Annotated in this window: 21 protein-coding genes; 13 read left to right on the top strand and 8 right to left on the bottom strand. The window is 65.5% G+C overall.

What is annotated here, in order from left to right:
- Nucleotides 1–96: 96 nt before the first annotated feature.
- Nucleotides 97–807, bottom strand: a complete 711-nt coding sequence (locus NMG10_RS15120; RefSeq protein ID WP_203649818.1) for a PolC-type DNA polymerase III — start codon at nucleotides 805–807, stop codon at nucleotides 97–99.
- Nucleotides 804–2,741, bottom strand: coding sequence for a putative nucleotidyltransferase substrate binding domain-containing protein (locus NMG10_RS15115; RefSeq protein ID WP_232855049.1), 1,938 nt, complete (start codon nucleotides 2,739–2,741; stop codon nucleotides 804–806). The genes NMG10_RS15120 and NMG10_RS15115 overlap by 4 nt, the downstream gene beginning before the upstream one ends.
- Nucleotides 2,742–2,966: 225 nt before the next feature.
- Between NMG10_RS15115 and NMG10_RS15110 the strand changes: the two genes are divergently transcribed.
- Nucleotides 2,967–3,416 (top strand): response regulator, encoded by a 450-nt coding sequence (locus tag NMG10_RS15110; protein WP_062575435.1) that lies wholly within the window; start codon nucleotides 2,967–2,969, stop codon nucleotides 3,414–3,416.
- A gap of 84 nt (nucleotides 3,417–3,500) precedes the next feature.
- Here the strand turns inward: NMG10_RS15110 and NMG10_RS15105 are convergent, their stop codons facing one another.
- Nucleotides 3,501–5,678: a malate synthase G gene (locus tag NMG10_RS15105; protein ID WP_254464616.1), complete on the bottom strand. Its 2,178-nt coding sequence runs from the start codon at nucleotides 5,676–5,678 to the stop codon at nucleotides 3,501–3,503.
- A gap of 459 nt (nucleotides 5,679–6,137) precedes the next feature.
- Between NMG10_RS15105 and NMG10_RS15100 the strand changes: the two genes are divergently transcribed.
- Complete coding sequence (locus NMG10_RS15100) at nucleotides 6,138–6,656, top strand: glycine cleavage system protein R (RefSeq protein WP_254464615.1); 519 nt, start codon at nucleotides 6,138–6,140, stop codon at nucleotides 6,654–6,656.
- Between the two features lie 333 nt (nucleotides 6,657–6,989).
- Here NMG10_RS15100 and rarD read toward each other — a convergent pair whose 3' ends face one another.
- From rarD to NMG10_RS15080, 4 genes are all read right to left on the bottom strand, one after another.
- Nucleotides 6,990–7,877 (bottom strand): EamA family transporter RarD, encoded by an 888-nt coding sequence (gene rarD, locus NMG10_RS15095; RefSeq protein WP_203649835.1) that lies wholly within the window; start codon nucleotides 7,875–7,877, stop codon nucleotides 6,990–6,992.
- Between the two features lie 64 nt (nucleotides 7,878–7,941).
- On the bottom strand, nucleotides 7,942–8,916 hold the full coding sequence (locus NMG10_RS15090) for a serine/threonine protein kinase (protein WP_203649843.1): 975 nt from the start codon (nucleotides 8,914–8,916) through the stop codon (nucleotides 7,942–7,944).
- Between the two features lie 168 nt (nucleotides 8,917–9,084).
- A complete protein-coding gene (locus NMG10_RS15085; RefSeq protein ID WP_234562723.1) occupies nucleotides 9,085–9,849 on the bottom strand; it encodes a TOBE domain-containing protein in 765 nt (254 codons plus the stop codon).
- A 57-nt stretch (nucleotides 9,850–9,906) separates the two neighbouring features.
- A complete protein-coding gene (locus NMG10_RS15080; RefSeq protein WP_254464614.1) occupies nucleotides 9,907–10,644 on the bottom strand; it encodes a ComF family protein in 738 nt (245 codons plus the stop codon).
- A 90-nt stretch (nucleotides 10,645–10,734) separates the two neighbouring features.
- Between NMG10_RS15080 and bioB the strand changes: the two genes are divergently transcribed.
- The 9 genes from bioB (at nucleotide 10,735) to NMG10_RS15035 (ending at nucleotide 21,197) form a co-directional block, all read left to right on the top strand.
- Complete coding sequence (gene bioB, locus NMG10_RS15075; protein WP_110734496.1) at nucleotides 10,735–11,793, top strand: biotin synthase BioB; 1,059 nt, start codon at nucleotides 10,735–10,737, stop codon at nucleotides 11,791–11,793.
- 2 nt (nucleotides 11,794–11,795) lie between these two features.
- On the top strand, nucleotides 11,796–12,968 hold the full coding sequence (bioF, locus tag NMG10_RS15070) for an 8-amino-7-oxononanoate synthase (protein ID WP_203649847.1): 1,173 nt from the start codon (nucleotides 11,796–11,798) through the stop codon (nucleotides 12,966–12,968).
- Nucleotides 12,961–13,692, top strand: a complete 732-nt coding sequence (locus NMG10_RS15065) for an alpha/beta fold hydrolase (RefSeq protein ID WP_203649850.1) — start codon at nucleotides 12,961–12,963, stop codon at nucleotides 13,690–13,692. Before bioF ends, NMG10_RS15065 begins: the two co-directional genes overlap by 8 nt.
- Entirely contained in the window at nucleotides 13,685–14,509 is an 825-nt protein-coding gene (gene bioC, locus NMG10_RS15060) for a malonyl-ACP O-methyltransferase BioC (protein ID WP_234562718.1), read from the top strand. The genes NMG10_RS15065 and bioC overlap by 8 nt, the downstream gene beginning before the upstream one ends.
- 1 nt (nucleotide 14,510) lies before the next feature.
- A complete protein-coding gene (bioD, locus tag NMG10_RS15055; RefSeq protein ID WP_203649854.1) occupies nucleotides 14,511–15,191 on the top strand; it encodes a dethiobiotin synthase in 681 nt (226 codons plus the stop codon).
- Nucleotides 15,192–15,300: 109 nt separating this feature from the next.
- Nucleotides 15,301–15,597, top strand: coding sequence for a pyrroloquinoline quinone biosynthesis protein PqqE (locus NMG10_RS15050; protein WP_254464613.1), 297 nt, complete (start codon nucleotides 15,301–15,303; stop codon nucleotides 15,595–15,597).
- A gap of 250 nt (nucleotides 15,598–15,847) precedes the next feature.
- Nucleotides 15,848–17,653, top strand: coding sequence for a phenylacyl-CoA dehydrogenase (locus NMG10_RS15045; RefSeq protein ID WP_110734511.1), 1,806 nt, complete (start codon nucleotides 15,848–15,850; stop codon nucleotides 17,651–17,653).
- Between the two features lie 346 nt (nucleotides 17,654–17,999).
- Nucleotides 18,000–19,283 (top strand): diguanylate cyclase, encoded by a 1,284-nt coding sequence (locus NMG10_RS15040; RefSeq protein ID WP_254464612.1) that lies wholly within the window; start codon nucleotides 18,000–18,002, stop codon nucleotides 19,281–19,283.
- Between the two features lie 135 nt (nucleotides 19,284–19,418).
- Nucleotides 19,419–21,197, top strand: a complete 1,779-nt coding sequence (locus NMG10_RS15035; protein ID WP_232855060.1) for an acyl-CoA dehydrogenase C-terminal domain-containing protein — start codon at nucleotides 19,419–19,421, stop codon at nucleotides 21,195–21,197.
- Nucleotides 21,198–21,598: 401 nt separating this feature from the next.
- Here the strand turns inward: NMG10_RS15035 and NMG10_RS15030 are convergent, their stop codons facing one another.
- The gene (locus tag NMG10_RS15030; protein WP_186712661.1) at nucleotides 21,599–22,522 is read right to left on the bottom strand and encodes a LysR family transcriptional regulator; all 924 of its coding nucleotides are present in this window, start codon (nucleotides 22,520–22,522) and stop codon (nucleotides 21,599–21,601) included.
- Between the two features lie 208 nt (nucleotides 22,523–22,730).
- Here NMG10_RS15030 and NMG10_RS15025 point away from each other — a divergent pair, with 208 nt between their 5' ends.
- Nucleotides 22,731–24,008, top strand: coding sequence for an aspartate aminotransferase family protein (locus NMG10_RS15025; protein WP_232855061.1), 1,278 nt, complete (start codon nucleotides 22,731–22,733; stop codon nucleotides 24,006–24,008).
- 157 nt (nucleotides 24,009–24,165) lie between these two features.
- Nucleotides 24,166–24,324: a YqaE/Pmp3 family membrane protein gene (locus NMG10_RS15020; RefSeq protein ID WP_009681539.1), complete on the top strand. Its 159-nt coding sequence runs from the start codon at nucleotides 24,166–24,168 to the stop codon at nucleotides 24,322–24,324.
- Nucleotides 24,325–24,404 lie beyond the last annotated feature (80 nt).

The following is a 24,404-nucleotide window of genomic DNA, read 5'->3' as shown; positions in this document are numbered from 1 at the left end:
AAAGCGGCCCCGGCGGTTCTAGCGCTCACCGGGAGAGGGGCTGCTGTGCAGCCCATTCGCGGCACGAGGCCGCTCCTACAGGGGGCGATGTATGGGTCAGAGGCCATGACTCTGGACTTTACGCCGTCGCCACTGGCGTACCCGCTGCTCCAGCTGCAACGGGCTGTCCAGTTGCTGGCGCCGGGCCTGGCTGAACAGGATCAACGCCAGCTCCGCAGTCACCTGGGCATCGGCGCTGGCATGGTGGCGGGCCTGGACTTCGAGGCCGAAGCGGGCGATCCAGTCGTCCAGACCGGCTTCACGCAGCACGGTGTCGGGGTTGAGCATCGGCGCCAGCTCCGCCACGTCGAGGAACGGATGCTGCAGGCGCAGGCCCAGGCTGTCCTTCAGCGCCCGGGCCAGCATGCGCTGGTCGAACGGGGCGTGGAACGCCAGCACCGGGCTGTCGCCGATGAAGTCCATCAGATCGAGCAGCGCCTCGGCCGGGTCGCAGCCGGCAGCCAGGGCGCTGGGGCCCAGGCCATGGATCAGCACACTGGCGTTGGTCTTCTGCGCGGGCCGGTGCAGGGTGCGCTCGAACGGACGACCCAGGGCGATGGCGCCATCCTCGATGGCCACCGCGCCGATCGACAGCACCTGGTCGCGGTTGAGGTTCAGGCCGCTGGTCTCCAGGTCCAGCACCACCCAGCGCTGTTCACGCAACGAGCGCACGCCCAGTGGCGCCGGCCCTGGCAGCATGGCCAGGCGCCGACGCAGCGGGGCGGCGAGTTCGGGGGCGGCGGGGCGCCACCAGGCGAACAGGTTCACAGCTGGTACCGCAGGGCCAGGCTGCTTTGCAGGCGTTGGGCCTGGCGCAGGGACTCGCGCAGGATGCGCCGGTCCAGGTGGTTGAGGCTGTCCGGGTCGAGCCGGTTGGAGTAGGGCTGGTTCTCGCGGGTCTGGCGCTGGTGCTGCTGCATGCGGGTCTGCTGGATGAAGTGGTAGGCCTCTTCATAGGCGGCGCCGTCGAGCGGGTCGATGATGCCCTTGGCGATCAGCTGGCGCAGGCGCTCCAGGGTGTTGCAGGCGCTGACGCCATGGGCCAGGGCCAGCAGCCTGGCGCCATCGACGAACGGGGTCAGGCCCTGCACCTTGAGGTCGAGGGTGGCGGCCTTGTCGTCCCCCTGGCGGGTCAGCACGAACTCGCGCAGGCGCCCGACCGGTGGTCGTTGGCGCAGGGCATTGTCGGCCATCATGCGCTGGAAGAGGCGGTTGTCGGCGACCTGCTCCAGCAGGCCCTGGCGCAGTTGTTCGCAGCCTTGCTCGTCGCCCCAGACCACGCGCAGGTCGAAGTAGATGCTCGAGCCCAGCAGGTTCTCGGGGCTCGCCTCGCGCACGAAGCCGGCAAAGCGTCGCGCCCATTCGCTGCGTGACAGGCACAGCTCGGGGTTGCCGGCCATCACATTGCCCTTGCACAGGGTGAAGCCGCACTGGGCCAGGTTGTGATTGACCTGCTGGGCCAGCGGCAGCAGCCGGGCGCGTATGGCCTCGGCCTCGACGGCGTCGCGGGCCTCGAAGAGGATGCCGTTGTCCTGGTCGGTGTGCAGCGTCTGCTCGCGGCGGCCTTCACTGCCGAAGCACAGCCAGCTGAACGGCACGCCCGGGTCGCCGCGTTCGGCGATGGCCAGCTCGATCACCCGGCACACGGTATGGTCGTTGAGCAGGGTGATGATCTGGGTGATCTGGGTCGAGGACGCGCCGTGGGCGAGCATGCGCTCGACCAACTGGCCGATCTCGCCGCGCAACGACACCAGGCTGTCCAGGCGTGGCGCATGGCGGATGGTGCGGGCCAGGTGCACCAGGTCGACACGCTGCAGGGAGAACAGGTCGCGTTCGGAGATCACCCCGCACAGGCGTTGGTTGTCCACCAGGCAGACATGGGCGATGTGCCGCTCGGTCATGGCCATGGCGGCGTCGAAAGCGCTGGCCTGGGGACTCAGGTGGAACGGTCGGGCGGTCATGTAGCGCTCGATCGGCGCGGTCAGCTCGGCACTGGCGTCGGCCACCACCTGGCGCAGGTCGCGCAGGGTGAAGATGCCGAGGGGATGGCGCTGGTCGTCGACGATGACGATGCTGCCGACCTGCTGCTCGTGCATCAACCCCACCGCCTCGCGCAGCGGCGTGTCCGGCGCGCACACCACCGGATGGCGCAGCGCCAGTTCGCCCAGTGGGGTGTTCAGCGAGTACTGGGTACCCAGGGTCTCCACGGCGCGTCGGCGCACCTGCTGGTTGACCTGGTCGAGCAGGCTGCTGACGCCACGCAGGGCGAAGTCGCGGAACACCTCGGACATGGAGAACACACGGATGAACGCGGCCTTGTCCAGTTGCAGGCAGAAGGTGTCCTCGCCGGCCAGGTGCTCGGTGCGGGTGGCCCGCTCGCCGAGCAACGCGGCCAGCGGGAAGCATTCGCCGCTGGCGATCTCGAAGGTGGTCTCGGTGCCCGGCTTGGTGACATGGTGGCGCTCGCCGACCACGCGGCCCTGCTTGACGATATAGAAGTGCTCGACCGGACCGTCGGCAGGCTTGATGATGCTTTCGCCGGCCGCGTGGAAACGCAGCTGGCACTGCTCCACCAGGTAGGCCAGGTGGTTGTGTTCCATCTGGTTGAACGGCGGGAAACGCTGCAGGAACTGCAGGGTACCCTGGATGTTTTGCAGCACTGCTGTTCTGCCCGCCTGGCTGTAGGCGTCCTTTTTGCTCATGGAACCGACCGCGATAAGTATGTCTGCAAATGTAGCGCAGACCTTGTTGTTCTAAGGCTCCATGGTCGGACGACGGCTCTGCGGTGCCCATTGGACGTAAGTCTATAAGGCGCGATGGGTGTTTCGCTGCTTGTGTCCGGTGTCAAATAGCCGACGAAAGGCAGTTTGCATGCAGGGGCTTTGCGGTCTGAACTTGAATAACGGGGTTTTTTTGACGAGACGACCATGGCAGAGCATGACGACATCCTGAGCGACGCCGAACGTGAGGCGTTGGCCGTGGTGAGCGCACCCGTCGCGCCCAGGCCCGTGGTACTGGTGGTGGACGACAACCCGGTGAGCAGACAAGCATTGTGCCTGTATCTGCAGAGTCATCAGATTGACTGCATGGAGGCAGACGGAACTGAGGAGGCGCTGTTCAAACTGCATTATCAGTCGCGTATCGCACTGATGATTACCGACTTGCGCATGAAACCTCTGGATGGCCAGAAACTTATCGAGGAAGTGCACAAGACGGAACGGGCTGCTCTTCCGATCATCGTCGTCTCTGGTGACACCGATGTGAAGGAAGCGGTGGACGTGATGCATCTGGGGGTGGTGGATTTCCTGCTTAAGCCGGTGGACCTGGACAGGTTGCTGGAGTTGGTGAGGAAGGAGTTGCGAATAGGGCAGGGCTGAAAACGATCGCAGGGCCAGCCCGCTCCCACGCCAATGTGCATGTGGCGTGGGAGCGGGCTGGCCCCGCGATGCGTTGCTGGCTGATTACAGCCCGTTGCGCGCCTTGAACTCGCGACGACGACGGTGCAGCACCGGCTCGGTGTAGCCGTTCGGCTGCTTGGCACCCTCTACAACCAGCTCGATTGCCGCCTGGAACGCGATGTTGTCATCGAAGTTCGGCGCCATCGGGCGGTACAGGGCGTCACCGGCGTTCTGCTTGTCGACCACCGCGGCCATGCGCTTGAGGCTTTCCAGCACCTGCTCCTGGGTGACCACGCCGTGGCGCAGCCAGTTGGCCAGCAACTGGGCCGAGATGCGCAGGGTGGCGCGGTCTTCCATCAGGCCGACATCGTTGATGTCTGGCACCTTCGAGCAACCCACGCCCTGGTCGATCCAGCGCACCACGTAGCCGAGAATGCCCTGGGCATTGTTGTCCAGCTCGTTGCGGATCTCGTCGGCCGACCAGTTGGTGTCGGCGGCCAGCGGGATGGTCAGGATATCGTCGACCGAGGCCGGGGTACGTGAAGCCAGCTCGCGCTGACGGGCCTGCACGTCGACCTTGTGGTAGTGCAGGGCGTGCAGGGTGGCGGCGGTCGGCGAAGGTACCCAGGCGGTGTTGGCGCCGGCCAGCGGGTGGGCGATCTTCTGCTCGAGCATGGCGGCCATCAGGTCGGGCATGGCCCACATGCCCTTGCCGATCTGCGCGCGGCCTTGCAGGCCGGTGGCCAGGCCCACGTCGACGTTGTTGTTCTCGTAGGCGCCGATCCACTTCTCGTTCTTCATGGCGCCCTTGCGCACCACGGCGCCGGCTTCCATCGAGGTGTGGATTTCGTCACCGGTGCGGTCAAGGAAGCCGGTGTTGATAAACACCACGCGTTCGGCGGCGGCCTTGATGCAGGATTTGAGGTTGACCGTGGTGCGGCGCTCCTCGTCCATGATGCCGACCTTGACGGTGTTGCGCTTCATGCCCAGCAGGTCTTCGACGCGGCTGAAGATCTCGGCGGCGAAGGCCACTTCCTCCGGGCCGTGCATCTTCGGCTTGACGATGTACACGCTGCCGCTGCGGGTGTTCTTGCGGCTGGTGTTGCCGTTGAGGTTGTGCAGGGCGATCAGGTTGGTGAACAGGCCGTCCTGGATACCCTCGGGGATCTCGTTGCCCTGGGCGTCGAGAATTGCCGGGTTGGTCATCAGGTGACCTACGTTGCGCACGAACAGCAGCGAGCGACCGTGCAGGGTGACGCTGCCACCGTTCGGTGCGGCGTACTCGCGGTCCGGGTTCATGGTGCGGGTGAAGGTCTTGCCGCCCTTGCTGACGCTCTCGGCCAGGTCGCCTTTCATCAGGCCCAGCCAGTTGCGGTAGACGATCACCTTGTCGTCGGCGTCGACGGCGGCGACCGAGTCTTCGCAGTCCATGATGGTGGTCAGTGCCGACTCCATCAGGATGTCCTTCACGCCGGCGGCGTCGGTGCTGCCGACCGGGGTGCTGGCATCGACCTGGATCTCGAAGTGCAGGCCGTTGTGCTTGAGCAGCACGGCGGTCGGCGCCTTCGCGTCGCCATGGAAACCGATCAGCTGGGCGTCGTCGCGCAGGCCGCTGTTGCTGCCGCCCTTGAGGGCGACTACCAGCTTGCCGTCTTCGATGCGGTAGCCGGTGGAGTCGACGTGGGAGCCGGCGGCCAGTGGCGCGGCTTCGTCGAGGAAGGCGCGGCCGAAGGCGATGACCTTGTCGCCGCGCAGCTTGTTGTAACCCTGGCCTTTCTCGGCGCCGCCCTCATCGCTGATGACATCGGTGCCGTAGAGGGCGTCGTACAGCGAACCCCAGCGGGCGTTGACGGCGTTCAGGGCGAAGCGGGCGTTCATCACCGGCACCACCAGCTGCGGGCCGGCCATGTGGGCGATTTCTTCGTCGACGTTCTGCGTGGTGGCCTGGAAGTCGTCGACTTGTGGCAGCAGGTAGCCGATTTCCTCGAGGAATGCCTTGTAGGTCACCGCGTCATGGGCCTGGCCCTGGCGTGCCTGGTGCCAGGCGTCGATCTTGGCTTGCAGCTCGTCGCGCTTGGCGAGCAGGGCTTTGTTCTTTGGAGCGAGGTCTTTAATGATCTCTGCCGCCCCGGCCCAGAACTTGTCGGCTTCGATGCCGGTTCCAGGGATCGCTTCGTCGTTGACGAAGTCGTACAGGGCCTTGGCGACCTGAAGGCCACCGACTTGAACGTATCCAGTCATTGCTTGCCTCACCTCTGCTCAGCTATTTCGCTTTCGCTCTTCTGTATTAAGCCTGTAGCGCTTCTCTAAACACGGCACCAGTGCGTGCCCGCGTGCTCCGGGGCGGCTGGGTGCGGCTCGCCAGACGGGCCGGCGGGCGGTTGGCGTATTTTCACAGGCGCCTTGGCAGACATCGAAACGACGTTTTGTAGTCCGCGTCGGCGCATACTACATGAAGCAGCAGGCAGGTGAACATCAGACTAAAAGCGTCGCTCTGCGACCGGTTGGTCGCATGGGGTCACGCTGGGAGACGCCATGTTCGCAAAAAACAGGTGGATTGTTCCAGATAAATCTTGAAACAGTACACGATTACTTGCCGTGACTGTCCTGCGGCAGGTTGCCGCGCCTTGCCTATACTGATTCGATCCCCGTATTCCGGTCGCCTGGGGCGGCCTTCGCAGACGAATGAAGGAGTGGCCCGTGGACCATCTCGTACTCACCGTGATCGCCCCGGACAAGGCCGGGCAGGTCGAGCGTATCGCCCAGTGCATCGCCGATCACAATGGCAACTGGCTGGAAAGCCGCATGTCGCGCATGGCCGGGCAGTTCGCCGGGATCTTGCGGGTGGCGGTGCCGGCGGAGACCTACGCCGAACTGGTCGAGTCGCTGCAGAAACTGGGCGACCACGGCATCCGTGTGCTCATCGCCGAAAGCGGGATCGAGCCATCCTGCACCTGGAAACCGATCGCCATGGAACTGGTGGGCAACGACCGGCCGGGTATTGTTCGTGATATCACCCGCTTGCTGGCCGAGCAAGGGGTGAACGTGGAGCGCTTGAGTACCGAGGTGCGGCCGGCGCCGATGAGCAGTGAGCCGTTGTTCCATGCCGATGCGTTGCTGGCGTTGCCGTTGACCTTGTCGCTGGACGATCTGCAGGCGCGGCTTGAGAGCCTGGCGGATGATCTGATGGTGGAGTTGTGGCTGCGGCCGGAAGATTGATTCGAGATCGTCGGGGCTGCTTTGCAGCCCTTTTCGCGGCACAAGGCCGCTCCTACAGAGGACTGCATGCCCTTGTAGGAGCGGCCTTGTGCCGCGAACGGGGTGCGCAGCGCCCCCGGCGGTTATCCCTATTTATCGGGGATGCCCCTGTGGATAACCTGGGGGCGCTCCCCGCCAGCCCAGTAGTCACGAGGCCTGGCGAGATTTGAGCAAAAAACGTCCACTATTCAGTAGCTTGTGCACAAACGCCGGGGACGAGGGTGTGGATAACCTTTGGAGCGCTTGCTGTAGGCCACGTCCCCCGTGGCCTTCAGCAATATGATCATTTTTTGATCAGGCGCGCTTGCGCAAACTCAGCCAGGCATCGACGCTGTAGACAGCCAGCCCCGCCCAGATAAAGGCGAACGCCACCAAGGTGCTCGACGACAGGTGTTCGTCGAACAGCAGCACTGCCTGCAGCAGCACCAGGGTCGGTGCCAGGTACTGCAGGAAGCCCAGCGTGGTATAGGGCAGGTGGCGTGCAGCGGCGTTGAAGCACACCAGCGGTACCAGTGTCACCGGGCCGGCGGCGATCAGCCACAGCGCTTCGCTGCTGCTGAAGAACTCAGGGCTGGCGCTGCTGGCCGTCGGGTGCAGCAACAACCAGCCGATGGCAATGGGCACCAGCATCCAGGTCTCGACCACCAGCCCCGGCAGCGCCGCCACCGGTGCCTGCTTGCGGATCAAGCCATAGAAGCCGAACGACAGCGCCAGGGCCAGCGACACCCAGGGCAGGCTGCCGACCTGCCACACCTGCTGCGCCACGCCCAGGGCCGCCAGGACCACCGCCAGCCATTGCAGGCGGCGCAGGCGCTCGCCGAGCAGCAGCATTCCCAGCAGCACGTTGATCAGCGGGTTGATGTAGTAGCCCAGGCTGGCCTCGAGCATGCGCCCGTTGTTCACCGCCCACACGTAGGTCAGCCAGTTGCCGGCGATCAGCGCACCGCTGAGCGCGAGGATCGCCAGGCGCCGCGGGTTGTCGCGCAGTTCGCGCCACCAGCCGGGGTGTTTCCACACCAGCAGCAGGAGCGAGCCGAACAGGGCCGACCAGAGCACGCGGTGGACGATGATTTCCACCGCCGGAACGCTCTGGATCGCTTTGAAGTACAGGGGGAACAGGCCCCAGATGATGTAGGCGCCGAGGCCCAGGAGGTACCCGCGGCGCGGGTTGGCGGCGTGCATGCAGAATCCTTGCTTAGGTAGCTAAATAAAGCGACGCCTATTGTAGACAGACCTCGGCCTGGACCTAGAACAATTTCAACGGTTGTTCATCGAGCGCGGCGATCTGCTCGCGCAGGGCCAGGATCTGATCGCCCCAGTAGCGCGGCTGGCCGAACCAGGGGAAGCTCGGCGGGAACGCCGGATCGTCCCATCGCCGCGCCAGCCAGGCGCTGTAGTGCAACTGGCGCAGGGCGCGCAGCGGCTCGATCAGGGCCAGCTCACGCGGGTCGAAGTCGTGGAATTCGTTGTAGCCGTCAATCAGTTCGGCCAGCTGGCCGAGACGCTCTTCGCGGCTGCCGGCGAGCATCATCCACAGGTCCTGGACGGCCGGGCCCATGCGGCAGTCGTCGAGGTCGACCACGTGGTAAACGTCGTCACGGTGCATCAGGTTGCCGGGGTGCAGGTCACCGTGCAGGCGGATCGGCTGGTACGAGGTGCGAGCGTAGATGTCCTCGACCCGCTTGAGCAGGTCGCGGGCCACCGATTCGTAGGCCGGCAGCAACTCGCGGGGCACGAAGTCGCCGTCAAGCAGGGTCTTGAGCGAGGCATGGCCAAAGTTGTCCACAGCCAGGGCTTCACGGTGCTCGAAGGGTTTGGTCGCGCCTACCGCGTGCAGGCGCCCGAGCAACTGCCCTAGGCGATAGAGCTGGTCGAGGTTGCCCGGCTCCGGGGCATGGCCGCCACGGCGGGGGAACAGGGTGAAGCGAAAGCCCTGGTGCTCGAACAGGGAGCGCCCCTCGTGCAGCAGCGGAGCTACCACGGGCACTTCGCACTCGGCCAGCTCGCGGGTGAAGGCGTGCTCCTCGAGGATCGCCGCGTCGCTCCAGCGCCCTGGGCGATAGAACTTGGCGATCAGCGGCTGCGCGTCCTCGATGCCCACCTGGTAGACGCGGTTCTCGTAGCTGTTGAGCGCCAGCACCCGTGCATCGCTTAGAAAGCCGAGGCTTTCCACGGCGTCCAGCACGAGGTCGGGGGTGAGGGTGTCGAAGGGGTGGGACATGAGAGGCTCCGGTCGCTGGGACTGCGGCCTGCATGTTACCCCAATCCCAAGGCTGACCCGATCACCCAGTCCTTTAGGCTGCGCTGTTGCACAGTGAGCCAAGTTGCATGAATCAACAGCGTGGGAGCGGGCTTGCCCCGCGATCCGGGCGCGCAGCGCACGGCCAGGCTAGACCGGCACCCCGAGCAACACGAACGACGGATGAAACTGCACCCGCAGGGCGCTCCCCGGCTGGACCTGCCGTTGCGCCAGCCAAGCCGCCTCGGCGATGGCGCACAAGGTCTGGCCATTGCCCAGCGCGAGGCGCACCTCGCCCGGCCCGCCCTGTTCAATCAGCACCTCTTCGACCTTGACCTTCAGGCAGTTGCTCCCAGGCTCCGGCGTCTCATCCGCGTCCAGCAACCGTACCCAGCCGGCCTTGAGCAGCGCCACCACCGTCCCCCCCAGCGCCAGCTCCAGCCGCTCGGTACTGCCCTGGGTGATCAAGGCCTCGATCTCCAGCCCGCCGCCCAGGTCCAGGCTGATGCGGTCATGCCGGCCTTCGCGGCGCAGCCCGCTGATCCGCCCCTGCAACTGGTTGCGCGCACTGGTACGGAGCATCAGTCGGCCGAGCAGATCGAGGTCGCTGCTGTCCTCGGCGGACTCGAGAATCTCCGCCTGCAGTGCCTGCAGGCGCTGGTACAGGCGCAGCACTCGCTCGCCTTCGGCGGACAGCCGTGCGCCACCGCCGCCGCGGCCGCCGGTGCTGCGTTCCACCAGGGGCTGCGCCGCCAGGTTGTTGAGTTCGTCGATGGCATCCCAGGCGGCCTTGTAGCTGATGCCGGCGGCCTTGGCGGCGCGGGTGATCGAGCCCTGTTCGGCGACATGCTGCAACAGGGCGATGCGCTGTGGACGGCGGACAATGTGCTGGGTGAGCAGGGCTGGCAGGGACATGGGCGGGCATCGGGTGTGGTGTAGGTCCCGCGACGTTGCCGCCGTCACCGGGGCAAGTCAAGCCTGGCCCGGCCTGGGCGTGCGCGCCAGGCAGTAGATGTCGACCCGCCGGGCGCCGGCCTGGCGCAGCAGCCGGGCGATGGCCTGGGCGGTCGCCCCGGTGGTCAGCACGTCATCGACCAGTGCCAGGTGCAGGCCGTCGAGCTCGCTGCCGGGGGCAAGGGCGAAGGCCTGGCGCAGGTTGCGTTGCCGGGCCCGGGCGCCGAGGGCCTGCTGCGCCGGGGTATCGCGCACACGCAGGAGCAGGCGCTCGTCACAGGGCAGGTGCAGTTGCCCGGCGAGCCAGCGGGCGAGCATCGCCGCCTGGTTGAAGCCGCGCTGGCGCAGTCGACGCCTGGCCAGCGGCACCGGCAACAGGCGGTCCGGCCGTGGCAGGTCTTCGTCGTAGCGGTGCGTCAGGCTGTGGCCGAGCAACTGCGCCAGCAACCGCCCCAGCGGCCACTGACTGTTGTGCTTGAAACGGCTGACCAGGGTGTCGATGGGAAAACCGTATTGCCACGGCGCGATCACTTGGCTGAATGCGGGAGGGCGGCGGCTGCAACCGCCGCAGAGAAGGCCGTCGATGGCCAGGGGCAGCGCGCAACGGCGGCACTGCTCGTCCAGCCAGGGCAGCGCCTGCTCGCAAGCGATGCACAAGGGATAGGGCTGCTCGGCAGGCTCGTCGCAGAGTAAACAGAATTGATCGATATTTGTACAGATGTAAACCAGCTTGTTCTTGATTGGTTGACAGTGCATGAGGCCTTCCGTAACTATGCGAGCTATCCGTGATGCGCTGGAGGGTTTTCCTGTCCCGGCGTCAGTCAGACCATAGATAAGGAAACGCCGATGAGCGCCAGCGCAATTGCAACCACACGTCACGACTGGTCCCTGGCCGAGGTCAAGGCCCTGTTCCAGCAGCCGTTCAACGACTTGCTGTTCCAGGCCCAGACCGTGCACCGCGCGCACTTCGACCCCAATCGCGTGCAGGTTTCCACGCTGTTGTCGATCAAGACCGGCGCCTGTCCGGAAGATTGCAAATATTGTCCACAGTCCGGTCACTACAACACCGGGCTGGAAAAGCAGAAGCTGATGGAAGTGCAGAAAGTGCTGGAGGAGGCCGCCCGGGCCAAGGCCATCGGTTCAACCCGCTTCTGCATGGGCGCGGCGTGGAAGCACCCGTCGGCCAAGGACATGCCCTACGTGCTGGAGATGGTCAAAGGGGTCAAGGCCATGGGCCTGGAAACCTGCATGACCCTCGGCAAACTCGACCAGGAGCAGACCCAGGCCCTGGCCCAGGCCGGCCTTGACTACTACAACCACAACCTCGACACCTCGCCGGAGTTCTACACCAGCATCATCACCACCCGCACCTACAGCGAGCGTCTGCAGACCCTGGCCTACGTGCGCGATGCCGGCATGAAGATCTGCTCCGGCGGTATCCTCGGCATGGGCGAGTCGCTGGACGACCGCGCAGGCCTGCTGATCCAGCTGGCCAACCTGCCCGAGCACCCGGAGTCGGTGCCGATCAACATGCTGGTCAAGGTCGCCGGCACGCCGCTGGCCGATGAAGAGGACGTCGACCCGTTCGACTTCATCCGCATGCTGGCCGTGGCCCGGATCCTCATGCCCAAGTCCCATGTGCGCCTGTCGGCCGGCCGCGAGCAGATGAACGAGCAGATGCAGGCCCTGGCGTTCATGGCCGGCGCCAACTCGATCTTCTACGGCGAGAAACTGCTGACCACCGGCAACCCGCAGGCCGACAAGGACATGCAGCTGTTCGCCCGCCTCGGCATTCAGCCGGAGGCCCGTGAGGAGCACGCCGACGAAGTGCACCAGGCCGCCATCGAGCAGGCGCTGGTCGAGCAGCGCAGCAGCGAGTTGTTCTACGACGCAGCCTCGGCCTGAGCATGGCCTTCGATCTCGCCGCGCGCCTGGCCGAACGGCGTGCCGCCGACCTGTACCGCCAGCGACCACTGCTTGAAAGCCCGCAGGGGCCGCAGGTGGTGGTCGATGGCCAGCCGCTGCTGGCCTTCTGCAGCAACGACTACCTGGGCCTGGCCAATCATCCCGAGGTGATCAAGGCCTGGCGCGACGGCGCCGAGCGCTGGGGTGTCGGTGGCGGTGCCTCGCACCTGGTGATCGGCCACAGCACCCCGCACCATGAGGTGGAGGAGGCACTGGCCGAGCTGACGGGCCGGCCGCGCGCGTTGCTGTTCTCCACCGGCTACATGGCCAACCTCGGTGCGATCACCGCGCTGGTCGGGCAGGGCGACACGGTGTTGCAGGACCGCCTCAACCACGCCTCCCTGCTCGACGGCGGCCTGCTCAGCGGCGCCCGCTTCAGCCGCTACCTGCACAACGATCCGGCCAGCCTGGCCAGCCGCCTGGGCAAGGCCACCGGCAATACCCTGGTGGTCACCGACGGCGTGTTCAGCATGGACGGCGACTGCGCCGACCTGCCGGCCCTGGCCAGGGAGGCCCGCGCACGCGGTGCCTGGTTGATGGTCGACGATGCCCATGGCCTGGGGACCTTGGGCGCCAATGGCGGTGGCCTGGTCGAGCATTGCGGCCTGGGTGTCGAGGATGTGCCGGTGCTGATCGGCACGCTGGGCAAGGCCTGCGGTACCTCCGGCGCCTTCGTCGCCGGTAGCGAGGAACTGATCGAGGCGCTGGTGCAGTTCGCCCGGCCCTATATCTACACCACCAGCCAGCCACCGGCGCTGGCCTGCGCCACGCTCAAGGCCCTGGACTTGCTGCGCCGCGAACACTGGCGGCGCGAGCACCTGGCCGCGCTGATCCGGCAGTTCCGCACGGGCGCTGAGCAGATCGGCCTGACCCTGATGGACAGCCATACGGCGATCCAGCCGATCCTGATCGGCGATGCGGCCCGGACGCTGGCGTTGTCCCGCCTGTTGCGTGAGCGCGGGTTGCTGGTCACGGCGATTCGCCCACCCACCGTGCCCGCCGGCAGCGCCCGCTTGCGGGTGACCCTGAGCGCCGCCCACAGTGAGGCGCAGGTCCAGCTATTGTTGAATGCATTGGCCGAGTGTTATCCACAGCTGGAGTCCGCCGATGCGTAACCGACTGATCCTCCTGCCCGGCTGGGGCCTGGGCACCGCTTCACTGGAGCCGCTGGCCGCCAGCCTGCGCGCCCAGGATCCACGCCTGCAGGTCGAGCTGATGCCGCTACCTGAATTGGCCGACAGCGATGTCCAGGCCTGGGTCGAGCATCTGGACCGCAAGCTGCCGACCGACGTGTGGCTGGGCGGCTGGTCGCTCGGCGGCATGCTCGCCAGCGCTCTGGCGCACAAGCGCGGCGACCACTGTTGCGGCTTGCTCACCCTGGCCAGCAATCCCTGCTTCGTGGCCCGGCCGGACTGGCCGCACGGCATGCCCGCCGATACCTTCGGCACCTTCCTGGACGGCTGCCGCAGTCACACCCATGTCACCCTCAAGCGCTTCCGCACCCTGTGCAGCGAGGGCGCGCAGCAACCCCGCACCTTGCTGCGGCAGCTGGGGGTGGGCGTGCCCGACACCGATCCGCTGTACCTGGCCATCGGGCTGGAAGTACTGGCCAGCCTCGATACCCGCACTGCCCTGGAGCAATACGGCGGCCCGCAGCTGCACCTGTTCGCCGGCAGTGACGCGCTGGTGCCGGTGGAAGCGGCCCAGGCCCTGAGCGACCTGCTGCCCGACGTGGAAGTCGGTCTGGTCGAAGACAGTTCCCACGCCTTCCTGCTGGAGTATCCCCAGGAGCTGGCGGCGGGCATCAAGAGTTTCCTGCATGAGAGTGGCGATGACTGACCTTTCCCAGCCCACCCTGCCCGGCGCGTTGCCGGACAAGCGCCAGGTGGCGGCTTCGTTTTCCCGCGCTGCGGCCAGCTACGACAGCGTCGCGGCCTTGCAGCGCGCCGTGGGCATCGCGCTGCTGGAAAAGCTGCCCAGCGGCCTCGCGCCTGAGCGCTGGCTGGACATGGGCAGCGGTACCGGCCACTTCAGCCGGGTGCTGGCCGAGCGCTTCGCGGATGCGGGCGGCGTTGCGGTGGATATCGCCGAAGGGATGCTGCGCCATGCCCGCGAGCAGGGCGGCGCCCGGCATCATGTGGCGGGCGACGCCGAGCGCCTGCCGTTGCGCGATGACAGTATTGATCTGTTGTTCAGCAGCCTGGCGGTGCAGTGGTGCGGCCAGTTCTCCAGCGTTTTGGACGAGGCGCGGCGGGTGCTGCGCCCCGGCGGCGTGCTGGCCTTCAGCAGCCTGTGCGTGGGCACTCTCGATGAATTGCGCGCCAGCTGGCAGGCCGTGGATGGCATGGTGCACGTCAATCGCTTCCGGCGTTTCGAGGATTACCAGCGCCTGTGCGGTGACAGCGGGCTGGAATTGATCGATCTGGAGCGGCGTCCCCACGTGCTGCATTATCCCGACGTGCGCAGCCTGACCCATGAGCTCAAGGCACTGGGCGCGCACAACCTCAATCCGGGGCGGCCGTCGGGGCTCACCGGGCGGGCGCGGATGCAGGGCCTGTTGCAGGCCTACGAACAGTACCGCCAGGTGCAAGGCCTGCCGGCCACCTACCAGGTGGTCTACGGCGTCTTGCGCAAGCCGTTGGACGGGGAGCAGTGACATGAGCCAGGCCTATTTCATTGCCGGCACCGACACCGATGTCGGCAAGACCACCATCGCCGCGGGTTTGCTGCATGCGGCGCGGCAACTGGGGTTGAGCACCCTGGCGGCCAAGCCGGTGGCGTCCGGGTGCGTGGTGACGGCCAAGGGGCTGCGCAACAGCGACGCCCTGGCGCTGATCGACGAAAGCTCGGTCAAGTTGTCCTATGAAGCAGTCAACCCCTTCGCCTTCGAGCCGGCAATCGCCCCGCATGTGGCGGCCCGCGAGGCCGGGGTGGCGCTGAGCGTGCCGGCGCTGCGCGATGCCATGCAGCAGGTGCTGGCGCAAAATGCCGACTTCACCTTGATCGAAGGCGCCGGTGGCTGGCGCGTGCCGTTGTCCGACCATGCCAACCTGTCGGACCTGGCCATTGCCTTGAAGCTGCCGGTGATCCTGGTGGTGGGCGTACGGCTTGGGTGCATCAACCACGCCTTGCTCAGTGCCGAAGCCATCGCCCGGGACGGCCTGCAACTGGCGGGATGGGTGGCGAACATCGTCGATCCGCGTACATCGCGCCTGGAAGAAAACCTGTCCAGCCTGGCCGAGCGCCTGCCCGCGCCCTGCCTGGGGCGGGTGCCTTGGTTGAAGCAGGCTGGCGCGGAGGCAGTGGCTGCGCATTTGCAACTGGACCTGCTGGATTAGGCCTTTGCCTATTGGCTGGCACTAGGCTATTAGGGATTTAAACGGGCCTTTTTCCCTGTCTGCTGCTTTAATAAGGCCTGTTCATCATCCAGCGTCATGGAGTCCTGACATGGAAATCAATGCGAACTCCGCCTTCTACGCGGGCCTGGGTGCCATCCAGAATGGCCAGAACCGTGTCGACCAGGCCGCCCAGCAGATTGCCAGCGGCGCTGTCGAGCGAGGCACCAGCGGGCAATCCACTGAATACCAGGCCGAGCGCCTGCGCGGTGTAGACCGCAGCCAGCAGTTGGACCTGGCCACCAGCACCGTGCAACTGGCCCTGGGCAAGCACGAAGTCGAACTCGGCGTCAAAGTCGCCAAGGCTTCCGATGAAATGCTCGGTCGGTTCATCGACACCTACGTCTGACCCGCTGAATCACATTCGCTTACTTCGCGGGGCAAGCCCGCTTCCATTCGTGGGAGCGGGCTTGCCCCGCGATGCGTTTAAGGGTGTTTGGCGTAAATGTCATATTCGGCGGCATAAACGCCATCGTTCACCCACCTTGACAGCGAGGCCACCTAAACGTAAGTTTCAAACAACTGTTTGACCGAAAGCCGCCAAGAGCTGGTCGGTATCCGCGGTCTCCCCACCGAACTCATCACAGAGGTTCATCGCAATGCCTGATTACAAAGCCCCCTTGCGTGATATCCGCTTCGTCCGCGACGAGCTGCTCGGCTATGAGGCGCACTATCAGAGCCTGCCGGGCTGCCAGGACGCCACGCCCGACATGGTCAACGCGATCCTGGAAGAAGGCGCGAAATTCTGTGAGCAGGTCCTGGCCCCGCTGAACCGTGTCGGCGACCTCGAAGGCTGCACCTGGAGCGAGTCGGGCGTGAAGACACCGACCGGCTTCAAGGAAGCCTATGAGCAGTTCGTCGAGGGTGGCTGGCCGAGCCTGGCCCATGACATCGAGCACGGCGGCCAGGGCCTGCCCGAGTCGCTGGGCCTCACGCTCAGCGAAATGGTTGGCGAATCGAACTGGTCGTGGGGCATGTACCCAGGCCTGTCCCACGGCGCGATGAACACCATCTCCGAGCACGGCACTCCCGAGCAGCAAGAGACTTATCTCACCAAGCTGGTATCCGGCGAGTGGACCGGCACCATGTGCCTGACCGAGCCGCACTGCGGCACCGACCTGGGGATGCTGCGCACCAAGGCCGAACCTCAGGCCGACGGCAGCTACAAGGTTTCCGGCACCAAGATCTTCATCTCGGCCGGTGAACACGACATGGCCGACAACATCGTCCACATCGTCCTGGCCCGCCTGCCCGATGCCCCTGCCGGCACCAAGGGCATCTCGCTGTTCATCGTGCCGAAGTTCCTGCCCAACGCCGAAGGCGGCGCGGGCGAGCGCAACGGCGTGAGCTGCGGCTCCCTCGAGCACAAGATGGGCATCCACGGCAACGCCACCTGCGTGATGAACTTCGACGGCGCCACCGGTTACCTGATCGGCCCGGCCAACAAGGGCCTGAACTGCATGTTCACCTTCATGAACACTGCTCGCCTGGGCACCGCGCTGCAAGGCCTGGCCCACGCCGAAGTGGCGTTCCAGGGTGGCCTGAAGTACGCCCGTGACCGCCTGCAGATGCGCTCGCTGACCGGCCCGAAAGCACCAGAAAAAGCCGCTGACCCGATCATCGTCCACCCGGATGTGCGTCGCATGCTGCTGACCATGAAGGCCTTCGCCGAAGGCAACCGTGCGATGGTGTACTTCACCGCCAAGCAGGTGGACATCGTCAAGTACAGCCAGGACGAGGAAGAGCGCAAGAAGGCCGACGCCCTGCTGGCCTTCCTGACCCCGATCGCCAAGGCGTTCATGACCGAAGTCGGCTTCGAAGCCGCCAACCACGGCGTGCAGATCTACGGCGGCCACGGCTTCATCGCCGAGTGGGGCATGGAGCAGAACGTGCGCGACAGCCGTATCTCCATGCTGTACGAAGGCACCACCGGCATCCAGGCCCTCGACCTGCTCGGCCGTAAAGTGCTGATGACCCAAGGCGAGGCGCTCAAGGGCTTCACCAAGATCGTCCACAAGTTCTGCCAAGGGCAGGAAGGCAACGCCGCCACCAAGGAGTTCGTCGAGCCACTGGCCGCGATCAACAAGGAGTGGGGCGAGCTGACCATGAAGATCGGCATGGCCGCGATGAAGGACCGCGAGGAAGTGGGTGCCGCTTCGGTGGACTACCTGATGTACTCCGGCTACGCGTGCCTGGCCTACTTCTGGGCCGACATCGCCCGCCTGGCCGCCGAGAAACTGGCAGCCGGCACCAGCGAAGAGGCGTTCTACACCGCCAAGCTGCAGACCGCGCGCTTCTACTTCCAGCGCATCCTGCCGCGTACCCGCAGCCACGTCGCGGCGATCCTGTCCGGCGCCGACAACCTGATGGCTATGAAGGAAGAAGACTTCGGTCTGTCCATCTAAACTGGTTGGTTGTACCAAAAACCGCCTGCCCTCACCGGCAGGCGGTTTTTTTTCGCCCGGGTTTTTACACGAACCCCCTGTAGGAGCGGCCTTGTGCCGCGAAAGGGCCGCAAAGCGGCCCCGGCGATCTTTGTTTCCTGGGGCCGCTGCGCAGCCCCTTCGCGGCACAAGGCCGCTCCTACACGGATCGCGCGAAATCAGGAATGTCGCATCCAGTAACGAGAAAGTCTCAAGCTTGGCCCCTGATCTGCCGTTAAAGCGGGCATCTGTATTCATCTATTCATGTGCACTGCCGATGAAGTAGGGGCACAATGCCATTATTGATCTGCCGGGTCGGAGATTACCCTTGTTTCGTCTATCCGCTGTACGCGCGAGCCACTTCCTGCCTTCGCTGATTCTGTTGCTGGCAGGGCTTGCGGCAGCCTATGTGAGGGACCTCAGCGTCTTCTTCACATCGCTGTTCAACGTTCTACCCACCTTGGTGCTGTTGCTGGGGGGCGCCTACTGCGCCGTGTACCGCCGCCAGCGCGAGCTGTTCCTGATGGTCACGGTGTACGTCGCCTATTTCCTGCTCGATACCCAGACCGACTTCTACCGCGACAATGGCCGGGTCCGCGAGGATGCGGCGGTGATCTTCCACCTGGTGTGCCTGCTGCTGCCGGCATTGTTCGGCCTGTACGGGGCGTGGCAGGAACGCACCCACCTGGCCCAGGACCTGCTGGCGCGCTTCGCCGTGCTGTTCGCCGTGAGCAGCGTTGCGGTGGCGCTGGAGCAGAGTTTTCCCGAGGCGCTGCTGGGCTGGCTGGCCGAGATCCGCTGGCCCGCGCTGCATGGTCAGTGGATGAGCCTGATCCAGCTGGCCTACCCCTTGTTCCTGGCGGTGTTCATCCTGCTGGTGGTGCAGTACCTGCGTGAGCCAAGGCCCTTGCATGCCGCGCAGATCATCGGCCTGATCGGCATCTTCTGGATGCTGCCCAAGACCTTCATCCTGCCGTTCACCCTGAACATCATGTGCAGCCAGGTGATGCTGATGATCGCCGCCGCGGTGTCCCACGAGGCCTACCAGATGGCCTTCCGCGACGAACTGACCGGCCTGCCCGGGCGGCGCGCCCTGAACGAGCGCATGCAGCGCCTGGGGCGCAACTATGTGATCGCCATGACCGACGTCGACCACTTCAAGAAATTCAACGACACCCACGGCCACGATGTCGGCGACCAGGTACTGCGCCTGGTCGCCAGCCGCCTGTCCAAGGTGACCGGCGGCGGGCGCGCCTACCGTTACGGTGGCGAGGAATTCGCCCTGGTATTCGCCGCCAAGACCGCCGAAGAGTGCCTGCCGCACCTGGAGGCGGTGCGCGAGATGATCGCCAACTACGCCATCCAGTTGCGTGACCAGAACAGCCGTCCGCAGGATGATTCCGCGGGTCGCCAGCGCCGTGTCGGAGGGGCCAATACCACGGTGTCGGTAACCATCAGCATCGGCGTGGCCGAGCGCCAGGCCGAGCACCGCAACCCCGACGAAGTGCTCAAGTCCGCCGACCAGGCGCTGTACAGCGCCAAGGGCGCGGGGCGCAACTGTGTCATGACCTTCGGCCAGCAGTCGCGGCGCGGCGCCGTGCGCATGGCGTGAATTTTCGTGTGACCATGTAAGACTATTCGGTCGCATGATGACCCTATGTCTCGTAAAAGTTGTTCGGTTACACTGCGGTCATCCCAGTGCCGCGGCCCCGACGGGCCGCTCCGACCCCGATAGCGAGAGGTTGTCATGGCTGAATATAAAGCGCCCCTGCGCGATATGCGCTTCGTCCTCAATGAAGTCTTCGACGTGGCCACGCTCTGGTCGCAACTGCCCGCCCTGGCCGAGGCCGTCGATGCGGACACGGCCATGGCCGTGCTGGAAGAGGCCGGCAAGGTCACCGGCAAGACCATCGCGCCGCTGAGCCGCGCCGCCGACGAAGAGGGCTGCCACTGGGACAACGGCTCGGTGCGTACCCCGGCAGGCTTCATCGAGGCCTACCAGACCTACGCCGAAGGGGGCTGGGTCGGCGTTGGCGGTGATCCGCTCTTCGGTGGCATGGGCATGCCCAAGGTCGTCTCGGCCCAGGTCGAGGAGATGGTCAACGCCTCGAGCCTGGCCTTCGGCCTGTACCCAATGCTGACCGCCGGCGCCTGCCTGTCGATCAACGCCCACGCCAGTGAAGCGCTCAAGGAACAGTACCTGCCGAACATGTACGCCGGCGTCTGGGCCGGTTCCATGTGCCTCACCGAACCCCACGCCGGTACCGACCTGGGTATCATCCGCACCAAGGCCGAACCCCAGGCTGACGGCAGCTACAAGGTCAGCGGCACCAAGATCTTCATCACCGGCGGCGAGCACGACCTCACCGAGAACATCATCCACCTGGTGCTGGCCAAGCTGCCGGATGCTCCGGCAGGCCCGAAAGGCATCTCGCTGTTCCTGGTGCCCAAGTTCCTGGTCAACCAGGACGGCAGCCTCGGCGCGCGCAACCCGGCCACTTGCGGCTCGATCGAGCACAAGATGGGCATCCAGGGCTCGGCCACCTGCGTGATGAACTTCGACGAAGCGGTCGGCTACATCGTCGGCGAGCCGAACAAGGGCCTGGCGGCCATGTTCACCATGATGAACTACGAGCGCCTGGGTGTCGGCATCCAGGGCCTGGCTTCGGCCGAGCGTTCTTACCAGAACGCCGTGGAGTACGCCCGCGACCGTCTGCAGAGCCGCGCCCCGACCGGCCCGCAGGCCAAGGACAAGGTGGCCGACCCGATCATCGTCCACCCGGACGTGCGCCGCATGCTGCTGACCATGAAGGCGCTGACCGAAGGCGGTCGCGCGTTCTCCACCTATGTGGCGATGCAGCTCGACAGCGCCAAGTACAGCGAAGACGCCGCGACCCGCAAGCGCAGCGAGGAGCTGGTGGCGCTGCTGACCCCGGTGGCCAAGGCCTTCCTCACCGACCTGGGCCTGGAGTGCACCGTGCATGGCCAGCAGGTCTTCGGTGGCCATGGCTACATCCGCGAATGGGGCCAGGAGCAGCTGGTGCGCGATGTGCGTATCACCCAGATCTACGAAGGCACCAACGGTATCCAGGCACTGGACCTGGTAGGCCGCAAGGTGGTGGCCAGCGGCGGCGCCTACTACACGCTGTTCGCCGACGAGATCCGCCAGTTCATCGCCACTGCCGGCGGCGAGCTGGGTGAATTCACCAAGCCGCTGGCGGCATCCCTTGACCAGCTCGATGAGCTGACCGCCTGGGTGCTGGACCAGGCCAAGGGCAACCCCAACGAAATCGGCGCGGCCTCGGTCGAGTACCTGCACGCATTCGGCTATGTCGCTTACGCCTACATGTGGGCATTGATGGCACGGGCGGCCAAGGCCGGTGAAGGGGATGCCGACTTCTACGGCGCCAAGCTGGGCACGGCACGGTTCTACTTCGCACGTTTGCTGCCACGGGTTCACTCGCTGGTGGCATCGGTGAAGGCGGGGAGCGAGTCGCTGTACCTGCTGGACGCTGCGCAGTTCTGACCATTTTTGGGGCTGCGTTGCAGCCCATCCGGCCGGTCCGACGCCTCGGCGAGGCCGCTCCTACAATGGGGATGCAATCCGTCTGTAGGGGCGGCCTTTTGTTTTATCAGGGCGGCGTGTTTGTGAATGGGCTGCTTTTGTAAGCTTTGGCTTACACGACGTGGTGACGTTTCGCCTCTTTCCTAAGATTGGATCCACGGTTACTCTTTCTTACATGGACGTAGCGCAGGACGCGCAATGGACAGAGCAGGACGCCTTACACGGAAGTAGCGCAGGAAGCGCGAAAAGCTAGAACAGGGACACGAAGGATTTCCTGCCAGGACGGCGGGATGATAGGGATGTCGAAGGGAAACAGTCTGGAAAACCCCGCTTAGGCGGGGTTTTCTTTGTGCGCGTGTTTTTCAGCCGAGCACGTCCAGAGGCGAGACGCCCAGCTGGCGCGGGTCGGCTTCTTCCTCCAGCAGGGTCCGCAGCAGCTCCACCGAAGCCTGCTGGCGCTGGGCATCGCGGAACACCAGGCCAACCTTCAGCGGCACCCGCGGCTCGCTCAGGGGCTTCCACAGCAGTTCCTGATCGTCCTGTGCGGCATCCTTGGCCCTGCCCGGCAGGATGGTTGCCAGCGCCGTGTGCGCCAGGCTGTCGAGGATCCCCGCCATGTTGTTCATCTCGGCCTGTACCTGGGGCCTGCGACCCTGGCTGGCCAGCTGCGCCTTCCAGATCTGGCGGATCTGGAACTCCTCGCCGAGCATCAGCATCGGCAGCTCCGCCGCCTGGCGGATCGAGACCTTCTTGAAGTCTTTGAGCGGGTGGGTCCTGGGGATCACCAGCTGCAGTTCATCCTCGTACAGCAGCAAACCATGCAGCCCGGGCTGGCGCGGCGGCAGGTAGCTGATGCCGATGTCCAGGCCGCCATTGAGCAGGCGCCGCTCGATCTCCGACCCCGACAGTTCATAGATCTGCACCACCAGATGCGGCTGGGCCTTGCGCACCCGTTCCAGCAACTGCGGCACCAGGCTTGGCCGCACGGTCTGCAGCACGCCGATGGCCAGGGTGCGCAGCGACTGGCCCTTGAAGTTGCCCATGGCTTCATGGGCCCGTTGCAGGCCGTCGAGCAGGGGCACGGCATGGTTGTACAGGGTGTGGGCGGCCAGCGTGGGCAGCAGGCGCTTGTTGCTGCGTTCGAACAGGCTCAGGTCGAGGCTGTGTTCCAGTTGGCGGATCTGCTGCGACAGTGCCGGCTGTGACAGTGACAGACGCTCGGCGGCACGGCCCACATGGCCCTCTTCGTAGACCGCGACGAAGTAACGCAGTTGGCGAAAATCCATAAGTGATACTTATCGAAAAAGCTGGAAAAACGAAATGGCCGGGAACCGACCGCAAGCCTAGTCTATCGCCGTATTCCAAAGGGTTACAGCGGCTATTCAGGCGATTGTTACCCCGGATGAAAAACACTTTTGATAGGCAAGGCAAAATATCCGATTCCGGCGCCAGACCGGAACCTTGACCGCCCACCCGTGATTGGCCGGAGCCCTGATGAACCTGTTCAACCTGCGCCGTTCGGCGCCCGCCGTCGCCGAGCCCAAGCGTGCTCCGGTGATCGAGCCGGCCGGCGCGCAGCTCTCCCGCGATCGGCTGATGCCCAGCACCGAGCGCGCGCCGCAGGTGTTCGTGCGTGGTCAGGGTTCCTGGCTGTGGGACAGCGAGGGGCACGCCTACCTGGACTTCACCCAGGGCTGCGCGGTCAACAGCCTGGGCCACAGCCCGAGCGTGCTGGTCAAGGCGCTGGGCAACCAGGCCCAGGCGCTGATCAATCCCGGCGCCGGCTATCACAGCCGCGGCCTGCTGAGCCTGGTCGAGCTATTGTGCCAGCGCACCGGCAGTGACCAGGCCTACCTGCTCAACAGCGGTGCAGAAGCCTGCGAGGGCGCGATCAAGCTGGCGCGCAAGTGGGGCCAGCTGCACCGCAACGGCGCCTATCACATCATCACCGCCAGCCAGGGCTGCCATGGTCGCACCCTGGGGGCCTTGTCGGCCTCCGACCCGCTGCCGTGCAACCGCTGCGAGCCCGGCCTGCCGGGCTTCAGCAAGGTGCCGTTCAACGACCTGGCGGCGCTGCACGCGGCGGTCGACTCGCGCACCGTGGCGATCATGCTCGAGCCGATCCAGGGAGAAGCCGGCGTGATTCCGGCCACCCGTGATTACCTCCAGGGTGTCGAGCGCCTGTGCCGTGAGCTGGGCATCCTGCTGATCCTCGATGAAGTACAGACAGGTGTAGGACGCTGCGGCGCCCTATTGGCAGAAGAGTCCTACGGCGTACGGGCCGACATCATCACCCTCGGCAAGGGCCTGGGCGGCGGCGTGCCCCTGGCGGCGCTACTGGCCCGTGGCCGCGCCTGCTGCGCCGAACCGGGCGAGCTGGAAGGCAGCCACCATGGCAACGCGCTGATGAGCGCCGCCGGGCTGGCCGTGTTGCAGACCGTGCTGGAGGCGGGCTTCTTCGAGCAGGTGCTGGACAGTGGCCGGCACCTGCGCGATGGCCTGAGCCGCCTGGCGGGTCGCTATGGCCAGGGCGAGGTGCGTGGCGAGGGGCTGCTGTGGGGCCTGCAACTGCGTGAAGACAGCGCGGCGCAACTGGTCGAGGCCGCGCTGCAGGAGGGCTTGCTGCTCAATGCGCCGCAGCCCGACGTGGTGCGGTTCTCGCCGGCGCTGACGGTGAGCAAGGGCAATATCGACGAGATGCTCCTGCGCCTGGCCCGGGCCTTCGCCCGCCTGCATGCCCAGCAGCACAACCGCCGCGAAGTGCCGGCCTGACCGGTTGCTCCGGCATACAGAATTTCAACGAACCGTCTGGCGTTCCTGCGCATCGCCCCTGGCCTGAAATACATGGCCCGGGGCGTTTTTTTTGCCCGGTGGAACCTCTGCCAGGCACGGCTAGTCTGTGTTGATACACCCTCAAGGAGCGCAGCACATGGACTTCATCCGCATCATCATCGCCATCATCCTGCCGCCGCTGGGCGTGTTCCTCCAGGTGGGGTTCGGTGGCGCGTTCTGGTTGAATATCCTGCTGACCTTGCTGGGCTATATCCCCGGGATCGTGCACGCGGTGTACATCATCGCCAAGCGCTAGGGGACACGCGGCCCCTGTAGGAGCGGCCTTGTGCCGCGAAAGGGCTGCAAAGCAGCCCCAGGTTCTCAGCGGTAAAGCAG

The sequence above is a fragment of the Pseudomonas sp. DVZ6 genome (assembly GCF_024259445.1).
GTDB classification, from domain to species: Bacteria; Pseudomonadota; Gammaproteobacteria; order Pseudomonadales; family Pseudomonadaceae; genus Aquipseudomonas; species Aquipseudomonas peradeniyensis.
Note: the sequence above shows the minus strand (reverse complement) of the source record. Positions and strands in the feature narration are given on the sequence as shown.

Excerpts from the sequence above, each read along its gene's own strand:
- bioC (WP_234562718.1), top strand. The coding sequence starts at position 13,685 with ATGACTGACCTTTCCCAGCCCACCCTGCCCGGCGCGTTGCCGGACAAG.
- bioD (WP_203649854.1), top strand. The coding sequence starts at position 14,511 with ATGAGCCAGGCCTATTTCATTGCCGGCACCGACACCGATGTCGGCAAG.
- NMG10_RS15080 (WP_254464614.1), bottom strand. The coding sequence starts at position 10,644 with ATGCACTGTCAACCAATCAAGAACAAGCTGGTTTACATCTGTACAAAT.
- NMG10_RS15085 (WP_234562723.1), bottom strand. The coding sequence starts at position 9,849 with ATGTCCCTGCCAGCCCTGCTCACCCAGCACATTGTCCGCCGTCCACAG.
- NMG10_RS15035 (WP_232855060.1), top strand. The coding sequence starts at position 19,419 with ATGGCTGAATATAAAGCGCCCCTGCGCGATATGCGCTTCGTCCTCAAT.
- NMG10_RS15025 (WP_232855061.1), top strand. The coding sequence starts at position 22,731 with ATGAACCTGTTCAACCTGCGCCGTTCGGCGCCCGCCGTCGCCGAGCCC.
- NMG10_RS15050 (WP_254464613.1), top strand. The coding sequence starts at position 15,301 with ATGGAAATCAATGCGAACTCCGCCTTCTACGCGGGCCTGGGTGCCATC.
- NMG10_RS15110 (WP_062575435.1), top strand. The coding sequence starts at position 2,967 with ATGGCAGAGCATGACGACATCCTGAGCGACGCCGAACGTGAGGCGTTG.
- bioF (WP_203649847.1), top strand. The coding sequence starts at position 11,796 with ATGGCCTTCGATCTCGCCGCGCGCCTGGCCGAACGGCGTGCCGCCGAC.
- bioB (WP_110734496.1), top strand. The coding sequence starts at position 10,735 with ATGAGCGCCAGCGCAATTGCAACCACACGTCACGACTGGTCCCTGGCC.
- NMG10_RS15105 (WP_254464616.1), bottom strand. The coding sequence starts at position 5,678 with ATGACTGGATACGTTCAAGTCGGTGGCCTTCAGGTCGCCAAGGCCCTG.
- NMG10_RS15065 (WP_203649850.1), top strand. The coding sequence starts at position 12,961 with ATGCGTAACCGACTGATCCTCCTGCCCGGCTGGGGCCTGGGCACCGCT.
- NMG10_RS15020 (WP_009681539.1), top strand. The coding sequence starts at position 24,166 with ATGGACTTCATCCGCATCATCATCGCCATCATCCTGCCGCCGCTGGGC.
- NMG10_RS15045 (WP_110734511.1), top strand. The coding sequence starts at position 15,848 with ATGCCTGATTACAAAGCCCCCTTGCGTGATATCCGCTTCGTCCGCGAC.
- NMG10_RS15090 (WP_203649843.1), bottom strand. The coding sequence starts at position 8,916 with ATGTCCCACCCCTTCGACACCCTCACCCCCGACCTCGTGCTGGACGCC.
- NMG10_RS15115 (WP_232855049.1), bottom strand. The coding sequence starts at position 2,741 with ATGAGCAAAAAGGACGCCTACAGCCAGGCGGGCAGAACAGCAGTGCTG.
- rarD (WP_203649835.1), bottom strand. The coding sequence starts at position 7,877 with ATGCACGCCGCCAACCCGCGCCGCGGGTACCTCCTGGGCCTCGGCGCC.
- NMG10_RS15030 (WP_186712661.1), bottom strand. The coding sequence starts at position 22,522 with ATGGATTTTCGCCAACTGCGTTACTTCGTCGCGGTCTACGAAGAGGGC.